15 protein-coding genes are annotated in these 16,135 nt (G+C 72.3%); 2 read left to right on the forward strand and 13 right to left on the reverse strand.

The features are described from left to right. Nucleotides 1-158: 158 nt before the first annotated feature. Nucleotides 159-368 carry a DUF2277 domain-containing protein gene (locus BM424_RS16665; RefSeq protein ID WP_093419285.1) on the reverse strand — a complete coding sequence of 70 codons (210 nt, stop codon included), beginning with the start codon at nucleotides 366-368 and terminating at the stop codon, nucleotides 159-161. 73 nt (nucleotides 369-441) lie between these two features. Here BM424_RS16665 and BM424_RS16670 point away from each other — a divergent pair, with 73 nt between their 5' ends. Together BM424_RS16670 and lysX are read left to right on the forward strand one after the other, a co-directional pair. Further along, on the forward strand, nucleotides 442-1,230 hold the full coding sequence (locus BM424_RS16670; RefSeq protein ID WP_093418737.1) for an MBL fold metallo-hydrolase: 789 nt from the start codon (nucleotides 442-444) through the stop codon (nucleotides 1,228-1,230). Nucleotides 1,231-1,399: 169 nt separating this feature from the next. Then, nucleotides 1,400-4,696, forward strand: a complete 3,297-nt coding sequence (gene lysX / locus BM424_RS16675) for a bifunctional lysylphosphatidylglycerol synthetase/lysine--tRNA ligase LysX (protein ID WP_093418740.1) — start codon at nucleotides 1,400-1,402, stop codon at nucleotides 4,694-4,696. Here lysX and BM424_RS16680 read toward each other — a convergent pair. The 12 genes from BM424_RS16680 to BM424_RS16730 form a co-directional block, all read right to left on the reverse strand. Next, nucleotides 4,626-5,807, reverse strand: coding sequence for an alpha/beta hydrolase (locus tag BM424_RS16680; protein ID WP_245775900.1), 1,182 nt, complete (start codon nucleotides 5,805-5,807; stop codon nucleotides 4,626-4,628). The genes lysX and BM424_RS16680 overlap by 71 nt on opposite strands. Nucleotides 5,808-5,933: 126 nt before the next feature. Then, a complete protein-coding gene (locus tag BM424_RS16685; protein ID WP_093418742.1) occupies nucleotides 5,934-7,271 on the reverse strand; it encodes an MFS transporter in 1,338 nt (445 codons plus the stop codon). 26 nt (nucleotides 7,272-7,297) lie between these two features. Beyond that, nucleotides 7,298-8,770 carry a mannitol dehydrogenase family protein gene (locus tag BM424_RS16690; RefSeq protein ID WP_093418744.1) on the reverse strand — a complete coding sequence of 491 codons (1,473 nt, stop codon included), beginning with the start codon at nucleotides 8,768-8,770 and terminating at the stop codon, nucleotides 7,298-7,300. 30 nt (nucleotides 8,771-8,800) lie between these two features. Beyond that, nucleotides 8,801-9,778: a LacI family DNA-binding transcriptional regulator gene (locus BM424_RS16695; RefSeq protein ID WP_093418747.1), complete on the reverse strand. Its 978-nt coding sequence runs from the start codon at nucleotides 9,776-9,778 to the stop codon at nucleotides 8,801-8,803. Between the two features lie 92 nt (nucleotides 9,779-9,870). Beyond that, nucleotides 9,871-11,160: a helix-turn-helix domain-containing protein gene (locus tag BM424_RS16700; protein ID WP_093418749.1), complete on the reverse strand. Its 1,290-nt coding sequence runs from the start codon at nucleotides 11,158-11,160 to the stop codon at nucleotides 9,871-9,873. 114 nt (nucleotides 11,161-11,274) lie between these two features. After that, nucleotides 11,275-11,763, reverse strand: a complete 489-nt coding sequence (locus BM424_RS29740) for a winged helix-turn-helix domain-containing protein (protein ID WP_281248778.1) — start codon at nucleotides 11,761-11,763, stop codon at nucleotides 11,275-11,277. A gap of 50 nt (nucleotides 11,764-11,813) precedes the next feature. Further along, on the reverse strand, nucleotides 11,814-11,894 hold the full coding sequence (locus BM424_RS29880; protein WP_425442026.1) for a putative leader peptide: 81 nt from the start codon (nucleotides 11,892-11,894) through the stop codon (nucleotides 11,814-11,816). A gap of 66 nt (nucleotides 11,895-11,960) precedes the next feature. Continuing rightward, on the reverse strand, nucleotides 11,961-12,461 hold the full coding sequence (locus tag BM424_RS16710) for a DnaJ family domain-containing protein (RefSeq protein ID WP_175548130.1): 501 nt from the start codon (nucleotides 12,459-12,461) through the stop codon (nucleotides 11,961-11,963). 49 nt (nucleotides 12,462-12,510) lie between these two features. Then, nucleotides 12,511-13,020, reverse strand: a complete 510-nt coding sequence (locus tag BM424_RS16715) for a mycothiol transferase (protein ID WP_093418757.1) — start codon at nucleotides 13,018-13,020, stop codon at nucleotides 12,511-12,513. A 101-nt stretch (nucleotides 13,021-13,121) separates the two neighbouring features. Next, the gene (locus BM424_RS16720) at nucleotides 13,122-14,036 is read right to left on the reverse strand and encodes a ribonuclease Z (protein WP_093419287.1); all 915 of its coding nucleotides are present in this window, start codon (nucleotides 14,034-14,036) and stop codon (nucleotides 13,122-13,124) included. A gap of 43 nt (nucleotides 14,037-14,079) precedes the next feature. Further along, on the reverse strand, nucleotides 14,080-15,756 hold the full coding sequence (qcrB, locus tag BM424_RS16725) for a cytochrome bc1 complex cytochrome b subunit (protein ID WP_093418760.1): 1,677 nt from the start codon (nucleotides 15,754-15,756) through the stop codon (nucleotides 14,080-14,082). An 82-nt stretch (nucleotides 15,757-15,838) separates the two neighbouring features. Beyond that, nucleotides 15,839-16,024 (reverse strand): hypothetical protein, encoded by a 186-nt coding sequence (locus BM424_RS16730; RefSeq protein ID WP_093418762.1) that lies wholly within the window; start codon nucleotides 16,022-16,024, stop codon nucleotides 15,839-15,841. Nucleotides 16,025-16,135 lie beyond the last annotated feature (111 nt).

Genomic DNA, 16,135 nt, shown 5'->3' on the forward strand with positions numbered 1-16,135 from the left:
GTGGCGGGGAGTTCTCGGGTCACCAGGGGACAGTTTTAGTGAAAACTGTCCATGATCAATGTCCCTTTTGTCCGGACAGTTCTCACTAAAACTGTCCACTGCCGGGGACCCTGCGCCACCGCAGCCGAGCTCCCGCACCGGACGGGTCGGCGGGGTGGTCAGTGGCCTCGGATGTGGAGGGAGTTCAGGAGGGTGGCGGTGGCGCGTTCGACGTCGTCGACTGCTCGGTCGAAGGCTTCCGCGTTGTGGGCGGCCGGAGCCCGGAAGCCGGAGATCTTGCGGACGTACTGCAGGGCGGCGGCGCGGACGTCGGCGTCGGTGACCTGCTCGGCGTAGGGCGGGCGGAGGGTCTTGATGCTGCGGCACATGCCCGCATTGTCCGCCTGTCCACCGGCCCCGACCAGCGTTAGCGTGGAGCCGCCACCGACCGCGGAGGACACGATGACGCTGCCGATCTGCGCGACCTGCGGCACCCAGTACGCCCAGACCCGCCCGGACTGCCCGATCTGCGAGGACGAACGCCAGTGGGTCCCGCGCGAGGGGCAGCAGTGGACCGACCTGGAGACCCTGCGGGCCGAGCACGAGGCCGACCTGCGCGAGGAGGGCGGCGTGCTCGGCATCGGCTGCGCCCCGAGGTTCGGCATCGGCCAGCGCGCCCTGCTGGTGCGCACCGAGGCCGGCAACCTGCTGTGGGACTGCACCGCCTACCTCGACGACGAGATCGTCCGCGCCATCACCGACCTCGGCGGGCTGACCGGCATCGCGATCAGCCACCCGCACTACTACACCACCATGGTCGAGTGGGCCCGCGCGTTCGACGTGCCGGTCCACCTGCACGAATCCGACCGCCAGTGGGTCGGGCGCCCCGACCCGGCCCTGCACTACTGGAGCGGCACCACCCACGAGCTCCCCGGCGGGCTCACCCTGATCAACCTCGGCGTGCACTTCGCCGGGGGCACCGTCCTGCACCGCGCCGACGGGGCCGGGTCCCTGTTCAGCGGCGACATCGTCCAGGTCATCCCGGACCGCACCCACGTCGCGTTCATGTACAGCTACCCCAACCTCATCCCGGAGCGGCCGTCGGTGGTGCGCCGCGCCGCCGAGATCCTCGACGGCTACACCTTCGACGCGCTGCACGGGGCCTGGTGGGACAGCGTCATCCCCACCGGCGCGCACGAGATCGTCCAGCGCTCCGCAGCCCGCTACCTCGACCACGTCCTGGAGCGCTGAACCTTCGCGCACGCGCCGTCACCAGCACGAACGCGACATCACCGACGCGAGTGGCCAGACCGGGCGCACGGCCGGGCCGCCCGATACCCGAGACGATCCGGCCGTAGATTGGACCTCGCGGTGGAGGTGATCGAGGTCCGCCGCCGAGCCACGTCCCGGGAGGTCCACGGTGGTCCAGCACGCGCGGAAGCGGTGGCGCGGGAGGGTTCCCGGCGTCGTGTCCGGGACGCTGTTCGTGCTCGCGCTGCTGTGCACGGGTTCGGCGATCGGGCTGGCGCTGTTCGGCCACATCCAGCCGGTGCGCCGGTTCGTCGACCTCGTGCTGTTCCCCGCCCCGGCCAACGTCGCCTACGGTGCGTTCCTCGCGGTGCTGGCCACCGCCCTCAAGCGCCGCAAGAAGCTCGCGCTGTGGATCCTCACCGCCGTGCTGGCGCTGCAGGCCGTCGCCGACGTCGTGGTGCTGGTCGTGCTGCGCGACCACCTGCACATCGCGCCCCGCTGGCTCGAGGAGCTCGGCGCCCGGTACCAGCTGCCGAACGTGCACGTGTGGATCTTCAGCGCCAACATCGCGGTGACGGCCGCGGCGCTGGGCCTGCTGTGGTGGGCGCGCCGCGAGTTCTACGGGCGCGCCAAGCGCGGCAGCGGCTACCAGGCGGCAGCGGCGTTCGTGCTGCTCACAGTCGGGTTCGTGGGAATCGGGTTCGGGCTGGTGTCGCTGTTCCCGGGTTCGCTGCGCGGCTGGCGCGACCGGCTGGCCTGGACCGCCGAGCGGGTGCTGGGCGGCGCCGTCGACTTCGACATCACCGGCGTCGGGCACGCACCCGGCTGGGTCGACCTGGTGCTGGGCCTGTTCGGCGCGGCGACGCTGTTCACCGCCCTGTTCCTGCTGCTGCGCGCCCAGCGGCTGGCCGCCGCCCCGAGCCCGGAGGACGAGCAGCGCATCCGCGCGCTGCTGGCCGAGCACGGCGACCGGGACTCGCTGGGCTACTTCGCCACCCGCCGCGACAAGGCCGTGCTGTTCTCCGACAGCGGCAAGGCCGCGATCACCTACCGCGTCGTGGCCGGTGTGTGCCTGGCCAGCGGAGACCCGATCGGCGACCCGGAGTCCTGGCCGCCGGTGATCGCCCGGTGGCGGGCGATGTGCCGCGAGTACACCTGGATCCCGGCCGTGATGGGCGTCAGCGAACCCGGCGCCACCGCCTACGCCCGAGCCGGGATGAGCGTGCTGCAGCTCGGTGATGAGGCAGTGCTGCACCTGCCCGAGTTCGGGCTCGACGGCCGGGAGATGCGCCCGGTCCGCCAAGCCGTCAACCGGGTCCGGCGGGCCGGGCACACCGCGCGCGTGCGCCGCCACGGCGAGATCCCCGCGACGGAGATGGCCGTGATCGCGCAGCTGGCCGAAGCCTGGCGCGACACCGACAGCGAGCGCGGCTTCTCGATGGCGCTGGGCAGGCTCGGCGACCCGCAGGACGGGGACTGCGTGCTCGCCGAAGCACTGGACTCCTCCGGAGCACCGGTCGCCCTGCTGTCGCTGGTGCCGTGGGGCGCCGACGGGCTGTCGCTGGACCTCATGCGCCGCAGCCACGACGCCGACAACGGCGTGATCGAGTTCCTGGTCAGCTCGCTCGCGCAGGCGGCGCCGCGGCTCGGGGTGCGGCGGCTGTCGCTGAACTTCGCGATGTTCCGGGCCGCTTTCGAGGAAGGCGCGCGCATCGGCGCCGGCCCGGTGCTGCGCGCGTGGCGGGGGCTGCTGCTGTTCCTGTCCCGCTGGTGGCAGCTCGAATCGCTGTACCGGTCGAACGTGAAGTACCGGCCGGAGTGGTACCCGCGCTACGTCGCCTTCGCCGAGGGCCGCGACCTGGCGCGCGTCGGCATCGCCTCCGCCATCGCGGAAGGGTTCCTGACCGTGCCGCGCCGACATCCCGCCCCGGCTCCGGCACCCGGCCTCCCGGCTCCGGTGGCCGAGACCCCGGCACCGCGCGAGCGCGTCGCCGAGCAGCGGCAGGTGCGTCGCGACAAGCTCGCGGCGCTGCGGACGGCGGGCGTCGACCCGTACCCGGTGGCGGTCCCGCGCACCGAGCGCTGCGCGGCCATCACCACCCGGCACCGCGAGACCGCGCCCGACACCCGCACCGGGGAGCGCGCCTCGGTGGCCGGGCGGGTCGTGCTGCTGCGCGACCACGGCGGCGTGCACTTCGCGACGCTGCGCGACTTCTCCGGGGACCTGCAGATCATGCTCACCACCGGCGACTCCGGCGAGGAGGTGCTGCGCGCCTGGCGCTCCCGGATCGACATCGGCGATCAGGTGTCGGTCACCGGTGAGGTCGTCACCTCGCGGCGCGGCGAACCGTCGGTGCTGGCCGCCGAATTCCAGCTGGCGGCGAAGTGCCTGAACCCGCTGCCGGACAAGCACCGCGGCCTGGTCGACCCGGAGGCCCGGGTGCGCCACCGCCACCTCGACCTCATCACCCGCGACGAGGCCCGGGCCAACCTGCGGGTCCGCGGCGCGGCGGTGCACGCGCTGCGCGAGGAACTGGTGCGCGCCGACTTCCTGGAGGTCGAGACACCGGTGCTGCAGCCGGTGCACGGCGGTGCGAACGCGCGCCCGTTCACCACCCGCGGCAACGCCCACGACATGCAGCTGTACCTGCGCATCGCCCCCGAGCTGTACCTCAAGCGGCTGTGCGTGGGCGGGGTGGAGCGGCTGTTCGAGATCGGTCGCAACTTCCGCAACGAAGGCGTCTCCCACAAGCACAACCCGGAGTTCACGATGCTGGAGGCCTACGAGGCCTTCGGCGACTACGCGACGATGCACCGGCGGTGCCGCGAGCTGATCCTGGCCGCGGCCACCGCCGCGCGCGGCGCGCCCACCGCCGTCGGCCCGGACGGGGAGGTCGACCTCTCCGTCGACTGGCCCGTGGTGGGCGTGCACGAGGCGATCTCGGCCGCGCTGGGCGAGGCGGTCACCGCCGACACCGATCGCGACCGGCTGCGCAAGCTCTGCGACGTCGCGGCCGTCCCGGTGCGCCCGGAGTGGAGCCGCGACGAGGTGCTGCTGGAGATGTACGAGCGGCTGGTCGAGGCGCGCACCACGACACCGACGTTCTACACCGACTTCCCGGCCGAGGTCTCTCCGCTGACCCGCCCGCACCGCGACGACCCGCGACTGGCCGAGCGCTGGGACCTGGTGGCCTTCGGCACCGAACTGGGCACCGGCTACTCGGAGCTGATCGACCCGATCGAGCAGCGCCGCCGCCTCACCGCGCAGTCGTTGCAGGCCGCGGGCGGTGACCCGGAGGCGATGGAGCTCGACGAGGAGTTCCTGTCCGCGCTGGAGTACGCGATGCCGCCCACCGGCGGCCTCGGACTCGGCGTGGACCGGCTGATCATGCTGCTCACCGGCGGGTCGATCCGGGAGACGCTGGCGTTCCCGCTGGTGCGGCCCGAGCAGTCCGCCCACCGGTGACCGGAGCGGGTTCCGGGGTCGCGCCGGTGAAGTGCTCGGCGGCGAAGGTCAGCAGGTAGGGCAGCGCGAGCCGGGCGGTGCGCCAGGTGTGCCACTCGCCGGGTTCGACCCGCAGCGCCACGGCGGCACCGCGCGAGGCCAGCGCGCGGCCGAGCCGCTCGGCGACGTCGACGTCGGTGCGCGCCACGACCCCGGCGTGCAGCATCACCGACAGCGGCCGCAGCAGCCGCGTGCTCGCCAGGTAGTCCAGCGGCGTGTTGGCCGCGACGAGCTCGGGGTGGCCGTCGAGCACGGGGGTGTCGGGCGTGGCCTCGGGCTCGGTCGCCAGGATCACCGAGTAGGTGTCCTGGTGGTGCAGGCCCAGGTTGAGCGCGCAGAACGCGCCGCCGCTCATCCCGCCGATCGCGCGGTCACCGCGGTCGGGCAGCGTGCGGAACGCGGCGTCGACCGCGCGCGGCACGGTGCCGGTCAGGTAGGACTCCAGCTGCGGTCCGCCCGGCACGTCGAGGCATTCCCAGTCGGTTCCGCTGCCCGCGGTGGCGTCGACGGCCACGACGATCATCGGCGCCGCGGCGCGGGTGTCGGACAGCGCCTGCAGGGTGCCCGCGGCGCCGCCGGGCCCGAGCCAGTCGTCCGGCCCGCCGCTGGGATAGCCGTGCACCAGGTAGACGACCGGGTAGCGCCGCCCGGCGTTGCGCGGGTCGTCGTAGCCGGGCGGCAGCAGCACCCGCGTGCGACCGGTGGGCACCCGCAGCGCCGGGTCGGGCACCGACAGGTCGGCCACCCGCACCCCGCCCGGCACCGCCGCGGGGATCGCGCGCAGCTCGCTGTCGCCGCCGTCGGCGAGGTGGACCAGGCTCGCCAGGTCGTCCAGCGACCGGACGTAGCCGATGTAGCTGTTGGCCCCGGCGGCGCAGGTCAGCAGCCCCAGCACGACCGGGACGACGAGGGCGGCCCGGCGCATCCGCCGCCGGCGCACGAGCGCGATCGCGGCGACGGTGAGCACCGCCAGCACCACGACCAGTCCCAGGGACTCCCACGGGCTGCGCGCACCGGCCTGATCGGTGACGGCCGAGGGCAGCACCGGACCGGGATCGAGGATCGCTGACACCTCGTGATTATGCCCCGGCCGCGAAAGCCGGGTGATGCCAGCTGTTTTCAGACCTTACGTCCCGTTCGTCCCGCCGAAGCGCGAGAACGGGCACCGGAGACACCGGTGCCCGTTCTCGGCGGAGGATCAGCTCGCGTCGTCGGCGGTGGTGAGGTCGCGGTCCCGGGTCTCCGGGGCGAGCAGCGAGGCGGCGAAGCTGATCGCCATCATCACCATCATGTAGATCGCCACCGGCACCCACGAACCCGCGAACGCCGCCATCAGGCCCGCGCAGATCAGCGGAGCCACCCCGCCGCCGAGCACCGAGGAGAACTCGCGGCCCAGGGCCACGCCCGCGTAGCGGTAGCGGTTGCCGAACAGCTCCGGGAAGTAGCTCATCTGCACGCCCACCGAGCCGTGGCAGGCCAGCACGAAGCCGAGCACGATCGCGACCGTGATCGCCACCGGCGACCCGGTGTTGAGCGCGACGAACGTCGGCACCGGCAGCAGCACCAGCGCGCCCATGATCGTCGAGTAGACCTTCTTGCGGCCCAGGACGTCGGACAGGGCGCCGAACCCGAAGGCCGCGATGCCGCCGCAGATCGCGCCCAGCAGCAGCACCTTCGGCACGAACGCCTCGTCCACGCCCACCGTCGAGACCAGGTAGGAGGCCATGAACACCTGGTAGGTGTAGGACTGGGCGTTGGACCCGACGTTGAGGAAGAACGCCAGCAGCAGCGGGCGCCTGCCCCTGCGGAACGTCTCGGAGATCGGCGCCTTCGTCTCGCCGACCTGCTCCTTGAGCTCCTGGAACACCGGGCTCTCGTCGAGCCTGCGCCGGATGATCAGCGCGGCGATGGTCACCAGCAGGCTGCTGCCGAACACCAGCCGCCAGCCCCAGCTCATCAGCGCGTCCTCCGGCAGCGACTGCGCCAGGATCCACGCGACCGCGCCGAGCGCGGTGCCCAGCGCCGCCCCGGTCATCACCAGCGAGGCCAGCGCCCCGCGCTTGCCGCGCCCGGCGGTCTCGGTCAGCAGCGTCGCCCCACCGGCCTGCTCGGCACCGGCGCCCATGCCCTGGAAGAACCGGCAGGCCACCAGCAGGATCGGGGCCAGCAGCCCCACCTGCGAGTAGGTCGGCAGCAGGCCGATCGCCAGCGTGGAGCCGCCCATGAGCAGCAGCGTGGCCACCAGCACCCACTTGCGGCCCAGCCGGTCACCGAAGCGGGAGAAGATCAGCCCGCCCAGCGGCCGGGCGGCGAACCCGACCGCGTAAGCGCTGAACGAGGCCAGGATCCCGGCGACGGGGGAGATGTTCGGGAAGAACAGCTTGCTGAAGATCAGCGCCGACGCCGTGCCGTAGATGACGAAGTCGTACTGCTCCAGCGTCGTGCCGATCAGCCCGGCCCACGCCGCGCGCCGCACGGCCTTGCGGTCCGGCGGGGTGTCGGTGGTGTCCACAGTGGAACTTCTTTGTTCGCTCATCGGATCCACGCAATCTGGTCGTGCGATTATCTCTGCGCTTGCAGGGCTTCCTCGGTCGCGGCGGCGACCCCGTGGGTGGCGAGCACGTCGACGAACTCCGCGACCCGGGCCTGGAACTCGGTGTGCGCGGCCAGCTCGTCGCCGAGCAGACCGTCGCGCAGCGCCGCCGCCACGAACTCGCGGGTGCCGCCCGACTCGGCGTGCTTGGCCCGCAGGTCCTCGGCCGCCGGGTCGGCGATCGCCGTGGTGTGCTCGGTGGACTCCGGCGCGGTCGTGGCGCGCAGGTAGGCCGCCACCGACAGGGCCAGGTGCTGCGGCATCCGGCCCGCCGCCAGGTGGAACGCGGCCGGGACCGGGATCCGCTGGGCGAGCTTGGTCGAGCCGTCGGAGCCGACCTGGCGGGTCCGGTGCCCGAGCGCGCTGTTGCTCCAGCGGGTGAACAGCTGGGCCGAGTAGTCCTCGACGTCGATGTCGGCGGGCATCGTCAGCGTCGGCAGGTAGTCGGTGTGCATCACCTGCCGCGCGGCCTCGGCGATGTGCGGGCGGGCGATGGATTCGGCGATGAGGTCGCAGCCCTCCAGCGCGCCCAGGTAGGCGATCAGCGAGTGGGTGCCGTTGAGCAGCCGCAGCTTCATCAGCTCGTAGGGCTCGACGTCGTCGGTGAAGGTCACCCCGCCGTGCTCCCACGCGGGCCGGCCCGCGGCGAAGTGGTCCTCCAGCACCCACATGCTGAACGGCTCGGCCGGGACCGGGGTTTCGTCGCGCAGCCCGAGGCGCTCGGCGACGGCGGCCCGGTAGGCGTCGGTGGTGGCGGGCACGATCCGGTCCACCATCCCGTTCGGGAAGCTCACCGAGTCCCGCAGGTAGGCCAGCAGGTCCTCGCGCTCGGGCGCGGGCAGCGCCTCGGCGAACTCGCGCACGAGGCGCCCGGTGAGATCGCCGTTGCCGGTGAGGTTGTCGCAGCTGAGGATCGCCACCGGCGCGGCGTGCGTGGCGGCGCGCCGCTGCAGCGCGCGGGCCAGCCTGCCGACGGTGGTGCGCGGCGTCCCGCCGTCGAGATCGGCCCGCACGCCCGGGTCGTCGAGGTCGAGCCGCTGGGTGCGCGGCGAGTAGCTGTAGCCCTTCTCGGTGACGGTGAGCGTGACGATCCGGGTCTCCTGCGCCGCCAGCGCGTCGAGCACGGCCTCGGGCTGCTGCGCGGCGACCAGCACGTCGCTGTGCACCGCGGGCACGCCGACCTCGGTGCGCTCGGGGGAGATCTCCACGACCCCGTAGCGCATGTCCTGCTCGCGCATCGCCTGCGCCACCGCCGCCGAGGAGTTCGCCACCCCGACGATCGCCCACGGCCCCTCGGTGTGCTCCAGCGCGCGGGCGGTGTGCACGGCCTGGTGCGCCCGGTGGAAGTTGCCGAGTCCGAGGTGGACGATGCCCGGCGCGCCCAGCGAGCGGTGGTGCTGCAGGGCCGAGACGGGCGTGGTGGAGGCGGAAAGTCGTTGCATGGCGGACCAATCGGTGCGGAGGAGGGAAGATCAGCGGGAGGCGGGAGCGGTGGAGTCGCGCACCACCAGCTGAGCGGGCAGCAGGTGCTTGCGCGGTGCCGGGCGGTTGCCGCCGAGGATCGCGCCGAGCAGCTCCACGCTCAGCGACCCGGCCTTGGACCAGGGGATGGAGATACTGGTCAGCGAGGGGCGCGAGACCTCGGTGAGCGCGACGTCGTCGATGCCGATGACGCTGAGCCCGTCGGGCACCTCCACGCCCAGCGCGCGGGCGCCCTTGATCACGCCGATGGCGACCAGGTCGTTGTGCGTGATCACCGCCGAGGCGCCGGTGGCCAGGACGCTGGCGGCCACGGCGGTGCCCGCCGCGACCGTCTCGGCCTGCCAGTCGAGCACCTCCAGCTCGATCCCGGCCTCGGCGGAGAGCTCCTGCACGAGCCGCACCCGGCGCGGGCTGGACCACGAGTGGTGCGAGCCGGAGACGAACGCGATCCGCCGGTGACCGAGCGCGGCGAGGTAGTCCACGGCCTGGCGCAGGCCGTCGCCGGCGTCGGCGAGCACGCAGTCCACGCCGTCGTGCTCCTGGTTGATCAGCACCGACGGCGTCGACCCGCACAGCTCGACGAGCTCGTCGGCGGGCAGTCGCGAGGAGCACAGCACGATCGCCTCGACCTGGCTGCGCAGGTGGGTGATCGCTTCCCGCTCGCGCTCCGGGTCGCGGTCGGTGTCGTGCAGCACGAGGGTCTGCTTGCGCCGCCTGCCCTCGCCCTGGGCGGCCTTGACCAGCGTGCCGTAGACGGGGTTGGCGATGTCGGGCACCACCATCGCCACGGTGGACCCGGCGGCCTGGCCCTCTGCGGGCTTGGCGCCCTGGTAACCCAGCTCCTGGGCGGCGGCGAGGACCTTGCGCAAGGTGTCGGCGCCGAGGCGCTGCGGGTCGCTGAACGCCCGCGACGCCGTGGACAGGGCGACGTCGGCTCGCTTCGCCACGTCGGTCAAGGTCGGCGCCATCGCCCCTCCGCTCTCGCGCACCCCGGTCGGGCGACCGGGCAGAGCAGATCTTGACGAACCTTGCGCAAACTTGTCAACTCGGTTGCCGGACGTTACTCCCGGGCCGAGCTGTCCAGGACGTCGCCGAGGCGGAGGCGGTAGAGGCGCGTGGGGCGGCCGCGACGCGTGGGCTGAGCGCTGCCCTCCGAGGTCACCAGCTCGGCGGTGCCCAGCTTCCGGATCAGCCGCCTGCCGCTCGGGTCGGTGATGCCCATCAGCGTCGCCAGCTCGCTGGGGGAGACCGCGCGGCCGTGCAGCTCGCGCTCCAGCGACACCAGCCGGGACAACGTCGTCGGGCTCAACCCCACGTCGCGGGCGAGCCGCTCCAGCTGCGCGCTGTGATCGCGGTAGGCGAACTCGGCCCGTCGCCCGGAACCGCCGATCGGCCCGATGATCACCCCGCTGTCCTGGATGACGAACCCGCACGAGTACGGCTCGGCCTCGGCGCGCATCACCGCCCGCTCTGCCAGCGAGATCCCCTCCCGCATCGACGGTCCCAGCCCGAACCCGGCCGCGATGCGCACGTTCATCTCGCGCTCGGCCTGGTGCAGCGCCGGAACCACCTGCCAGTCCGCGGTCGCGCGCTCGAACAGCGCCTTGTGCCCGAACACCACCAGCCCGCGCCGGCCCCGGTTCTCCACCCAGGACCCCGCCAACTGCGGGTCCTGCAGCAGGAACTCGCGCAGACCCGCCCGCGCGCGCTCGACCTCGTCACCGTCGCGGACCTGGAAAACCCCTGCGGCGACACGACAATCCTCGGCCTGCTCGGTCCGGACCCGCAGCGCCAGCTCCTGCAGCCGGGTTCCCACCGACGACGCGGGCAGCTCCACCTCGACCACCGGCGCCTCGGCGCGCAGCGCGTCGGCGACCCGGCGGCGCGGGGTCAGCACCACCCCGCCGTTGCGCAACGCCTCCCGGTGGTGGGCCACGATCTCCTCGGGCGGCTGGCCCGGTGCGTAGGGCAGCGCCGAGTGGCGCACCCCGAGCGAGGTCGCGATCTCCTGGATCACGTGGTGGTCGAAGCTGTCGATGCACGCCCGCCGGTGCTCGGGGAACTCGCCGCGCATCCGCGCCACCGCCAGCGCCAGCTCCAGCGGTCCCGGCCGCACCACCGCCACCGGCATCCGGTCGGGGACCTGATCGCGGACGACGTCGTAGGTGTCCGGACCGATCAGCAGACCGTCCGCACCGGGCGAGGACAGCAGCTCCCGCAACCTGTCCGCGGCCTCCTCGGGTGCATCGTGGACACCCCAGCGCACCGCGATGCCGGTCAGGGTGCTCGCGGCCTGGCGGAAGACCTCCTGGCGACGCGCGTGCACCAGCACGCCGATCACCACGCTCATGTCGCCACCCGGATTCGGTTCGCCGACGAAACTTCACCAGGATTGCGCGAACCGGGGACGCGGTCAACGTGCTCACGGGCAGATGTGGCGATCAACCGATTCGCCGCGCCCGGCTCAATCGGTGACGATGCGGATCCGGTCGGCGTGATCCAGCCGGTAGCCGACGCCGCGGACCGTGGTGATGAGGTCGAGCTCGGGTCCGAGCTTGGTGCGGATGCGGCGGACGTGGACGTCGACCGTGCGGGTGCGGGGTTCGCTGGCGAAGTCCCACACCGCCGCCAGCAGCGTGTTGCGGTGGTGCACCCGGCCGGGATTGCGCGCCAGGAACAGCAGCAGGTCGAACTCCAGGCGGGTGAAGCGGATGTGGGTGCCGTCCGGGCGCACGATCTGCCTGGCGGCCACCAGGATTCGCAGCTTCGGCGGCGGTGCGGGCGCGGTGTCCACGATGGACTGAACGGGGATCGAGCCGCGCACCTCGGCGTTGCGGTTGAGGATGCTCTCGAGCAGCCCCAGGTCCTCGCGGGTGATCACGAATCGGGCGTTGACCTCGACCAGCTCGGCGTGCTCGGGGGCGAAGTCCGCTGCTGTCGGTTCCAGCGTCATGGCACGTTTCTCCATCGCTGCGGGGTGTGAACGGGCGGGAGCGGCAGAGCTCAACCGCGCGGACACGCCGCCGAGGCGACCCGCAGCAGGTCGATGTGCGCACGCTGCACCAGCAGCGGTCCCGTGGCCATGCCACAAGATGGAAGCAGGTCCCACAGCCGTGGTCAAAGTGCGTCCGACAGGTGGGAACGCTCAGGTCAGCGGCGGAACCGGTTCCGGAACCAGCGTCGGCGCTCGCGGCGAGGAGGCTCCGGAGCCGGCTCGGGGGCGGGTTCCGGTGCTTGCGGTGCCGCGGCCGCCCGGTCGGCCCGCCAGCGCGCCACCACGGCCTCGACGTCGACCGGGGCCACCGCCACCCGCGGCCCCTCCGGGAAGCGCAGGTGCTCCACGATCCGCCGGTTGAGCTCGGCGGCCAGGTCGCGCACCGACCGCTCGTCGGTCAGCTCCGCCGCCGTCGCGGGCAACCGCTCGACCTCGCGGCGCAACCGCAGGGGAGTGGGCAGCAACGCGTCCCCGGACAGCCCCTCGCGGCGGATCTGCTCCTTGACCCACCACTGCTCGTCCAGCGGCGCACCGGCACCGGGCAGCGGCTTGCCCGCACCGGGCAGGTCGTCGAACTCGCCGCGCTCCTGGGCGGTGCGGATCTGCCGGTCCACCCACGACTCGAACGTGACGCCGGGAGGCTTGCGCTCGCTCATGACCGCCATTGTCCTGCACCGACGCCGGTGAGCGCCACGATCGGGACGGTCAGGCGGTGCGGAGCAGGAAGCCGTTGAGCAGCGCCGCCTGCCCGGCGTGCTGCAGGTCGTCGGCGATGACGCTTACCAGCCGCACGCCCAGCGTCACCGGCGGCGACCAGCTCGCGTCGATGACCTCGTCCAGCTCGGCGTCGTCGAGCCCGGCGACGAAGCGCAGCGTCTGCTCGTGCACCGCGTCGTAGTAGCCGGTCAGCAGCTCACCGGAGGCGCGCACCGACGCCACCTGCTCGGTGTCGTGGCCGTAACCGGTGTCCTCCTCGTCCAGCGGCAGCGCGAACCGCGCCGCCCAGTTCTGCGCCAGCCACACCTGCTCGGTCTCGGCGACGTCGGCGATGTGGTCGTCCTGCACGCGCGCGAGGTGCCACAGCAGCCAGGCGATCGAGTTCGCCCCGTCGTCGATCCGGTGCGCCAGCTGCTCCTCGTCGAGCCCGGCGACCGCCTCGTGCACCGCCTCCTGAACCCTGCTGAACGCATCGACAAGCACATCGGCGCTGGTCATCGCAGAACTGCTCCTCACATCCGGACGCACACGCTGCTGCCGCCACGGTACGGCGCATCCCCGGACGCGGCAGCGCTTTTCGGCCCCGGTGTGTTGGGCGCTCACCGGCGCGGCGGCACCGGAACCCGGTCGAGGTCGGAGGCCATTACGATCCTCCCGTCGAAGACCGCCGCGGCCTCCTCGTGGAAGCGGCGCGGGTCCGGGTAGCGCTGCGAGAAGTGGGTCAGCACCAGGCAGCGCACCCCGCACTCGGCGGCGACCCGGCCCGCCTGGGCGGCGGTGAGGTGCCGGTAGCGCTCGGCCAGCGCGGCGTCGGCGTCGAGGAACGTCGACTCGATCACCAGCATGTCCGCCCGCTCGGCCAGCTCGAACACCCCGTCGCAGAGCCGCGTGTCCATCACGAACGCGAACCGCTGGCCGGGCCGCGCGCGGCTGACCTCGGACAGCTCCACCACCCGGTCTCCGACCCGCACCGAGCCCTCCTCCTGCAGCCGGCCGATGTCCGGCCCGCGCACCCCGAGCTCGGCCAGCCGCTCGGGCAGCATCCGGCGGCCGTCGGGTTCCTCCAGCCGGTAGCCGAAGGCCTCGATCCGGTGGTCCAGCCGCACCGCCCGCAACGTCCCGAACGAGCCGCGCGCGACCTCCCCGTCCCGGGTGATCGGGTGCTCGTCGAGCCGCACCGCGTCGTCGTAGGCCGAGGCGTAGCGCAGGTTCTGGAAGAACTTCGCCCCCGACGCCGGGTAGTGCGCGTGCACCGCGCCGCGCACCCGGTCGCTGGACATCCGGTGGATCACCCCGGGCACGCCCAGGCAGTGATCGCCGTGGAAGTGCGTCAGGCACAGGTGGTCCACGTCGTTGGCGCTGACCCCGGCGAAGGTCATCTGCCGCTGCGTGCCCTCGCCCGGGTCGAACAGCAGCCCGGTCCCGTCCCAGCGCAGCAGGTAGCCGTTGTGGTTGCGGGTGCGGGTCGGAGCCTGGCTGGCTGTGCCGAGCACGACGAGTTCCCGGTTGGACACGCCGGTCACCCTATGCCGCCCCGGCGTCCGCGCGGGCCGGCCCTCACGCCTCGGGAGGCCCGGATCGGGAGGAGTTCACCTCGGATTCCTCGTCGCGTTCCCGCCCCGTGGCACCGCTGCCCGATGGGGGAGTCTCGGACGCCGCGCGCTCCAGGGCGGCCGTCTCCTCCGGCGGGTCGGGGCGCAGCAGGCTGCCGGGAACCGAATGCCCGGACGCGCCCAGCTTGTTCATCTTCTTGGGCACCGGAGCGCCCTGGTAGTCCAGGGGTTCGGGATGCCCGTGCGCGTCGACCGGGCCCAGCGGCTGGTGGACCTCGATGAACTCGCCGTGCGGCAACCGCTTGACGATGCCGGTCTCCACGCCGTGCTCGAGCACCTCCCGGTCGCTGCGCTGCAACCCCAGGCAGATCCGGTAGGTGAGGTAGTAGGCCAGCGGCGGCACCACCAGCACCCCGACGCGCCCGGCCCAGGTCATCATGTTCAGCGACAGCCCGAACACGAACGCGACGATGTCGTTCATCCCGGAGATCAGCACGACCACGAAGAACCCGATCGCCATCACGCCGAGCGAGGTGCGCACCGGGTTGTCGCGCGGCCGCTGCAGCAGGTTGTGGTGCGCCTCGTCGCCGCTGAGCTTGCGCTCCAGCATCGGGTAGATCGCGGCGATGGTGAACACCAGCCCCATGCCCAGGATCAGCGGGAAGAACGGGGCGCCGATGGTGAACGGCCCCAGGTAGAGCTCCCACGGCGGCCACAACCGGCCCATCCCGTCGGTCCACATCATGTACCAGTCGGGCTGGGACGCCGAGGAGACCTGCGAGGCGACGTAGGGCCCGAAGTTCCAGATCGAGTTGATCTGGAAGATGCCGCTCATGATCGCCAGCACGCCCGTGACGATGAGGAAGAACCCGGTGGCCTTGACCGCGAACACCGGCATGATCCGCACCCCGACCACGTTGGACTCGGTGCGCTGCGGACCCGGGTACTGGGTGTGCTTCTGGTACCAGACGATCGCCAGGTGCGCGGCCACCAGCGCCAGGATGATGCCCGGCAGCAGGAACACGTGGAACAGGTAGAAGCGCGGGATGATCTCGGTGCCGGGGAACTCCGAGCCGAACAGCAGCCAGTGCAGCCAGGTCCCGATGACCGGGATGGACAGCAGGATGCCGGAGGCGATGCGGAGGCCGGTGCCGGAGAGCAGGTCGTCGGGCAGCGAGTAGCCGATGAAGCCCTCGAACATGCCCAGCACGAACAGGCCGACGCCGATGAGCCAGTTCGTCTCGCGCGGTCTGCGGAACGCTCCGGTGAAGAAGATCCGGAACATGTGCGCGACGATCGCGGCCATGAAGATCAGCGCCGCCCAGTGGTGCAGCTGGCGCGCGAACAACCCGCCGCGGACCTCGAAGGAGATGTCGAGGGTGCTCTCGAACGCCCGCGACATCTCCACGCCGCGCAGGTTGGTGAACCGGCCGTCGTAGGTGACCTCGGCCATCGACGGGTCGAAGAAGAACGCCAGGTAGGTGCCGGTGAGCAGCAGCACGATGAAGCTGTAGAGGGCGATCTCGCCGAGCAGGAAACCCCAGTTGGTGGGGAAGACCTTGTTCAGCTGCCGCCGGATGCCGGGAGCAGCGCGGAATCGCTTGTCCAGCTCGTCGGCGCCGCGGGCGGCCGAGCGGGACAGGCCGCTCTCGGGTTTTGTGGGCTGCGTCAGCTTGCTCATGTCGACTCCAGGCGGGCCGGAATGCGCGACATCGCCGAACCAGATTACTGCGTTCGGCGCCGCTGAGCAGCTGCTCTTCGGCCTACTTGGCGTGGAAGAGCGTCTGGAAGAACGTCGTGAGCGCGCTGATGACGGTGGTCAGCGCGGCGATGACGGTGGTGAAGGCGTCGCGGACGGTCTGCGCCGCCGTGACGGGGTCGCGGACCAGCAGTGAGCCGCAGACCAGCACCACGACGATCACGATCACGGTCACGGCTTTGCGGTTCATGCGAGATCAGCCTCCGTCGGTCCGCCCGGCGCCGGAGGCACCCTACCTCGCGCAGCCGCCCCAGCCGTCACACGACGGGGGCATGCGTGTCGCGTGCCGCGGCGCAGCGCC

The sequence above is a fragment of the Saccharopolyspora flava genome, from assembly GCF_900116135.1.
Lineage (GTDB): Bacteria > Actinomycetota > Actinomycetes > Mycobacteriales > Pseudonocardiaceae > Saccharopolyspora > Saccharopolyspora flava.

What these genes read in the sequence shown, in the direction of transcription:
- BM424_RS16665 (WP_093419285.1), bottom strand. Translation starts at nt 368, where the DNA reads ATGTGCCGCAGCATCAAGACCCTCCGCCCGCCCTACGCCGAGCAGGTC.
- BM424_RS16670 (WP_093418737.1), top strand. Translation starts at nt 442, where the DNA reads ATGACGCTGCCGATCTGCGCGACCTGCGGCACCCAGTACGCCCAGACC.
- BM424_RS16685 (WP_093418742.1), bottom strand. Translation starts at nt 7,271, where the DNA reads ATGAGCGAACAAAGAAGTTCCACTGTGGACACCACCGACACCCCGCCG.
- BM424_RS16690 (WP_093418744.1), bottom strand. Translation starts at nt 8,770, where the DNA reads ATGCAACGACTTTCCGCCTCCACCACGCCCGTCTCGGCCCTGCAGCAC.
- BM424_RS16695 (WP_093418747.1), bottom strand. Translation starts at nt 9,778, where the DNA reads ATGGCGCCGACCTTGACCGACGTGGCGAAGCGAGCCGACGTCGCCCTG.
- BM424_RS16700 (WP_093418749.1), bottom strand. Translation starts at nt 11,160, where the DNA reads ATGAGCGTGGTGATCGGCGTGCTGGTGCACGCGCGTCGCCAGGAGGTC.
- BM424_RS29740 (WP_281248778.1), bottom strand. Translation starts at nt 11,763, where the DNA reads ATGACGCTGGAACCGACAGCAGCGGACTTCGCCCCCGAGCACGCCGAG.
- BM424_RS29880 (WP_425442026.1), bottom strand. Translation starts at nt 11,894, where the DNA reads ATGGCCACGGGACCGCTGCTGGTGCAGCGTGCGCACATCGACCTGCTG.
- BM424_RS16710 (WP_175548130.1), bottom strand. Translation starts at nt 12,461, where the DNA reads ATGAGCGAGCGCAAGCCTCCCGGCGTCACGTTCGAGTCGTGGGTGGAC.
- BM424_RS16715 (WP_093418757.1), bottom strand. Translation starts at nt 13,020, where the DNA reads ATGACCAGCGCCGATGTGCTTGTCGATGCGTTCAGCAGGGTTCAGGAG.
- qcrB (WP_093418760.1), bottom strand. Translation starts at nt 15,756, where the DNA reads ATGAGCAAGCTGACGCAGCCCACAAAACCCGAGAGCGGCCTGTCCCGC.
- BM424_RS16730 (WP_093418762.1), bottom strand. Translation starts at nt 16,024, where the DNA reads ATGAACCGCAAAGCCGTGACCGTGATCGTGATCGTCGTGGTGCTGGTC.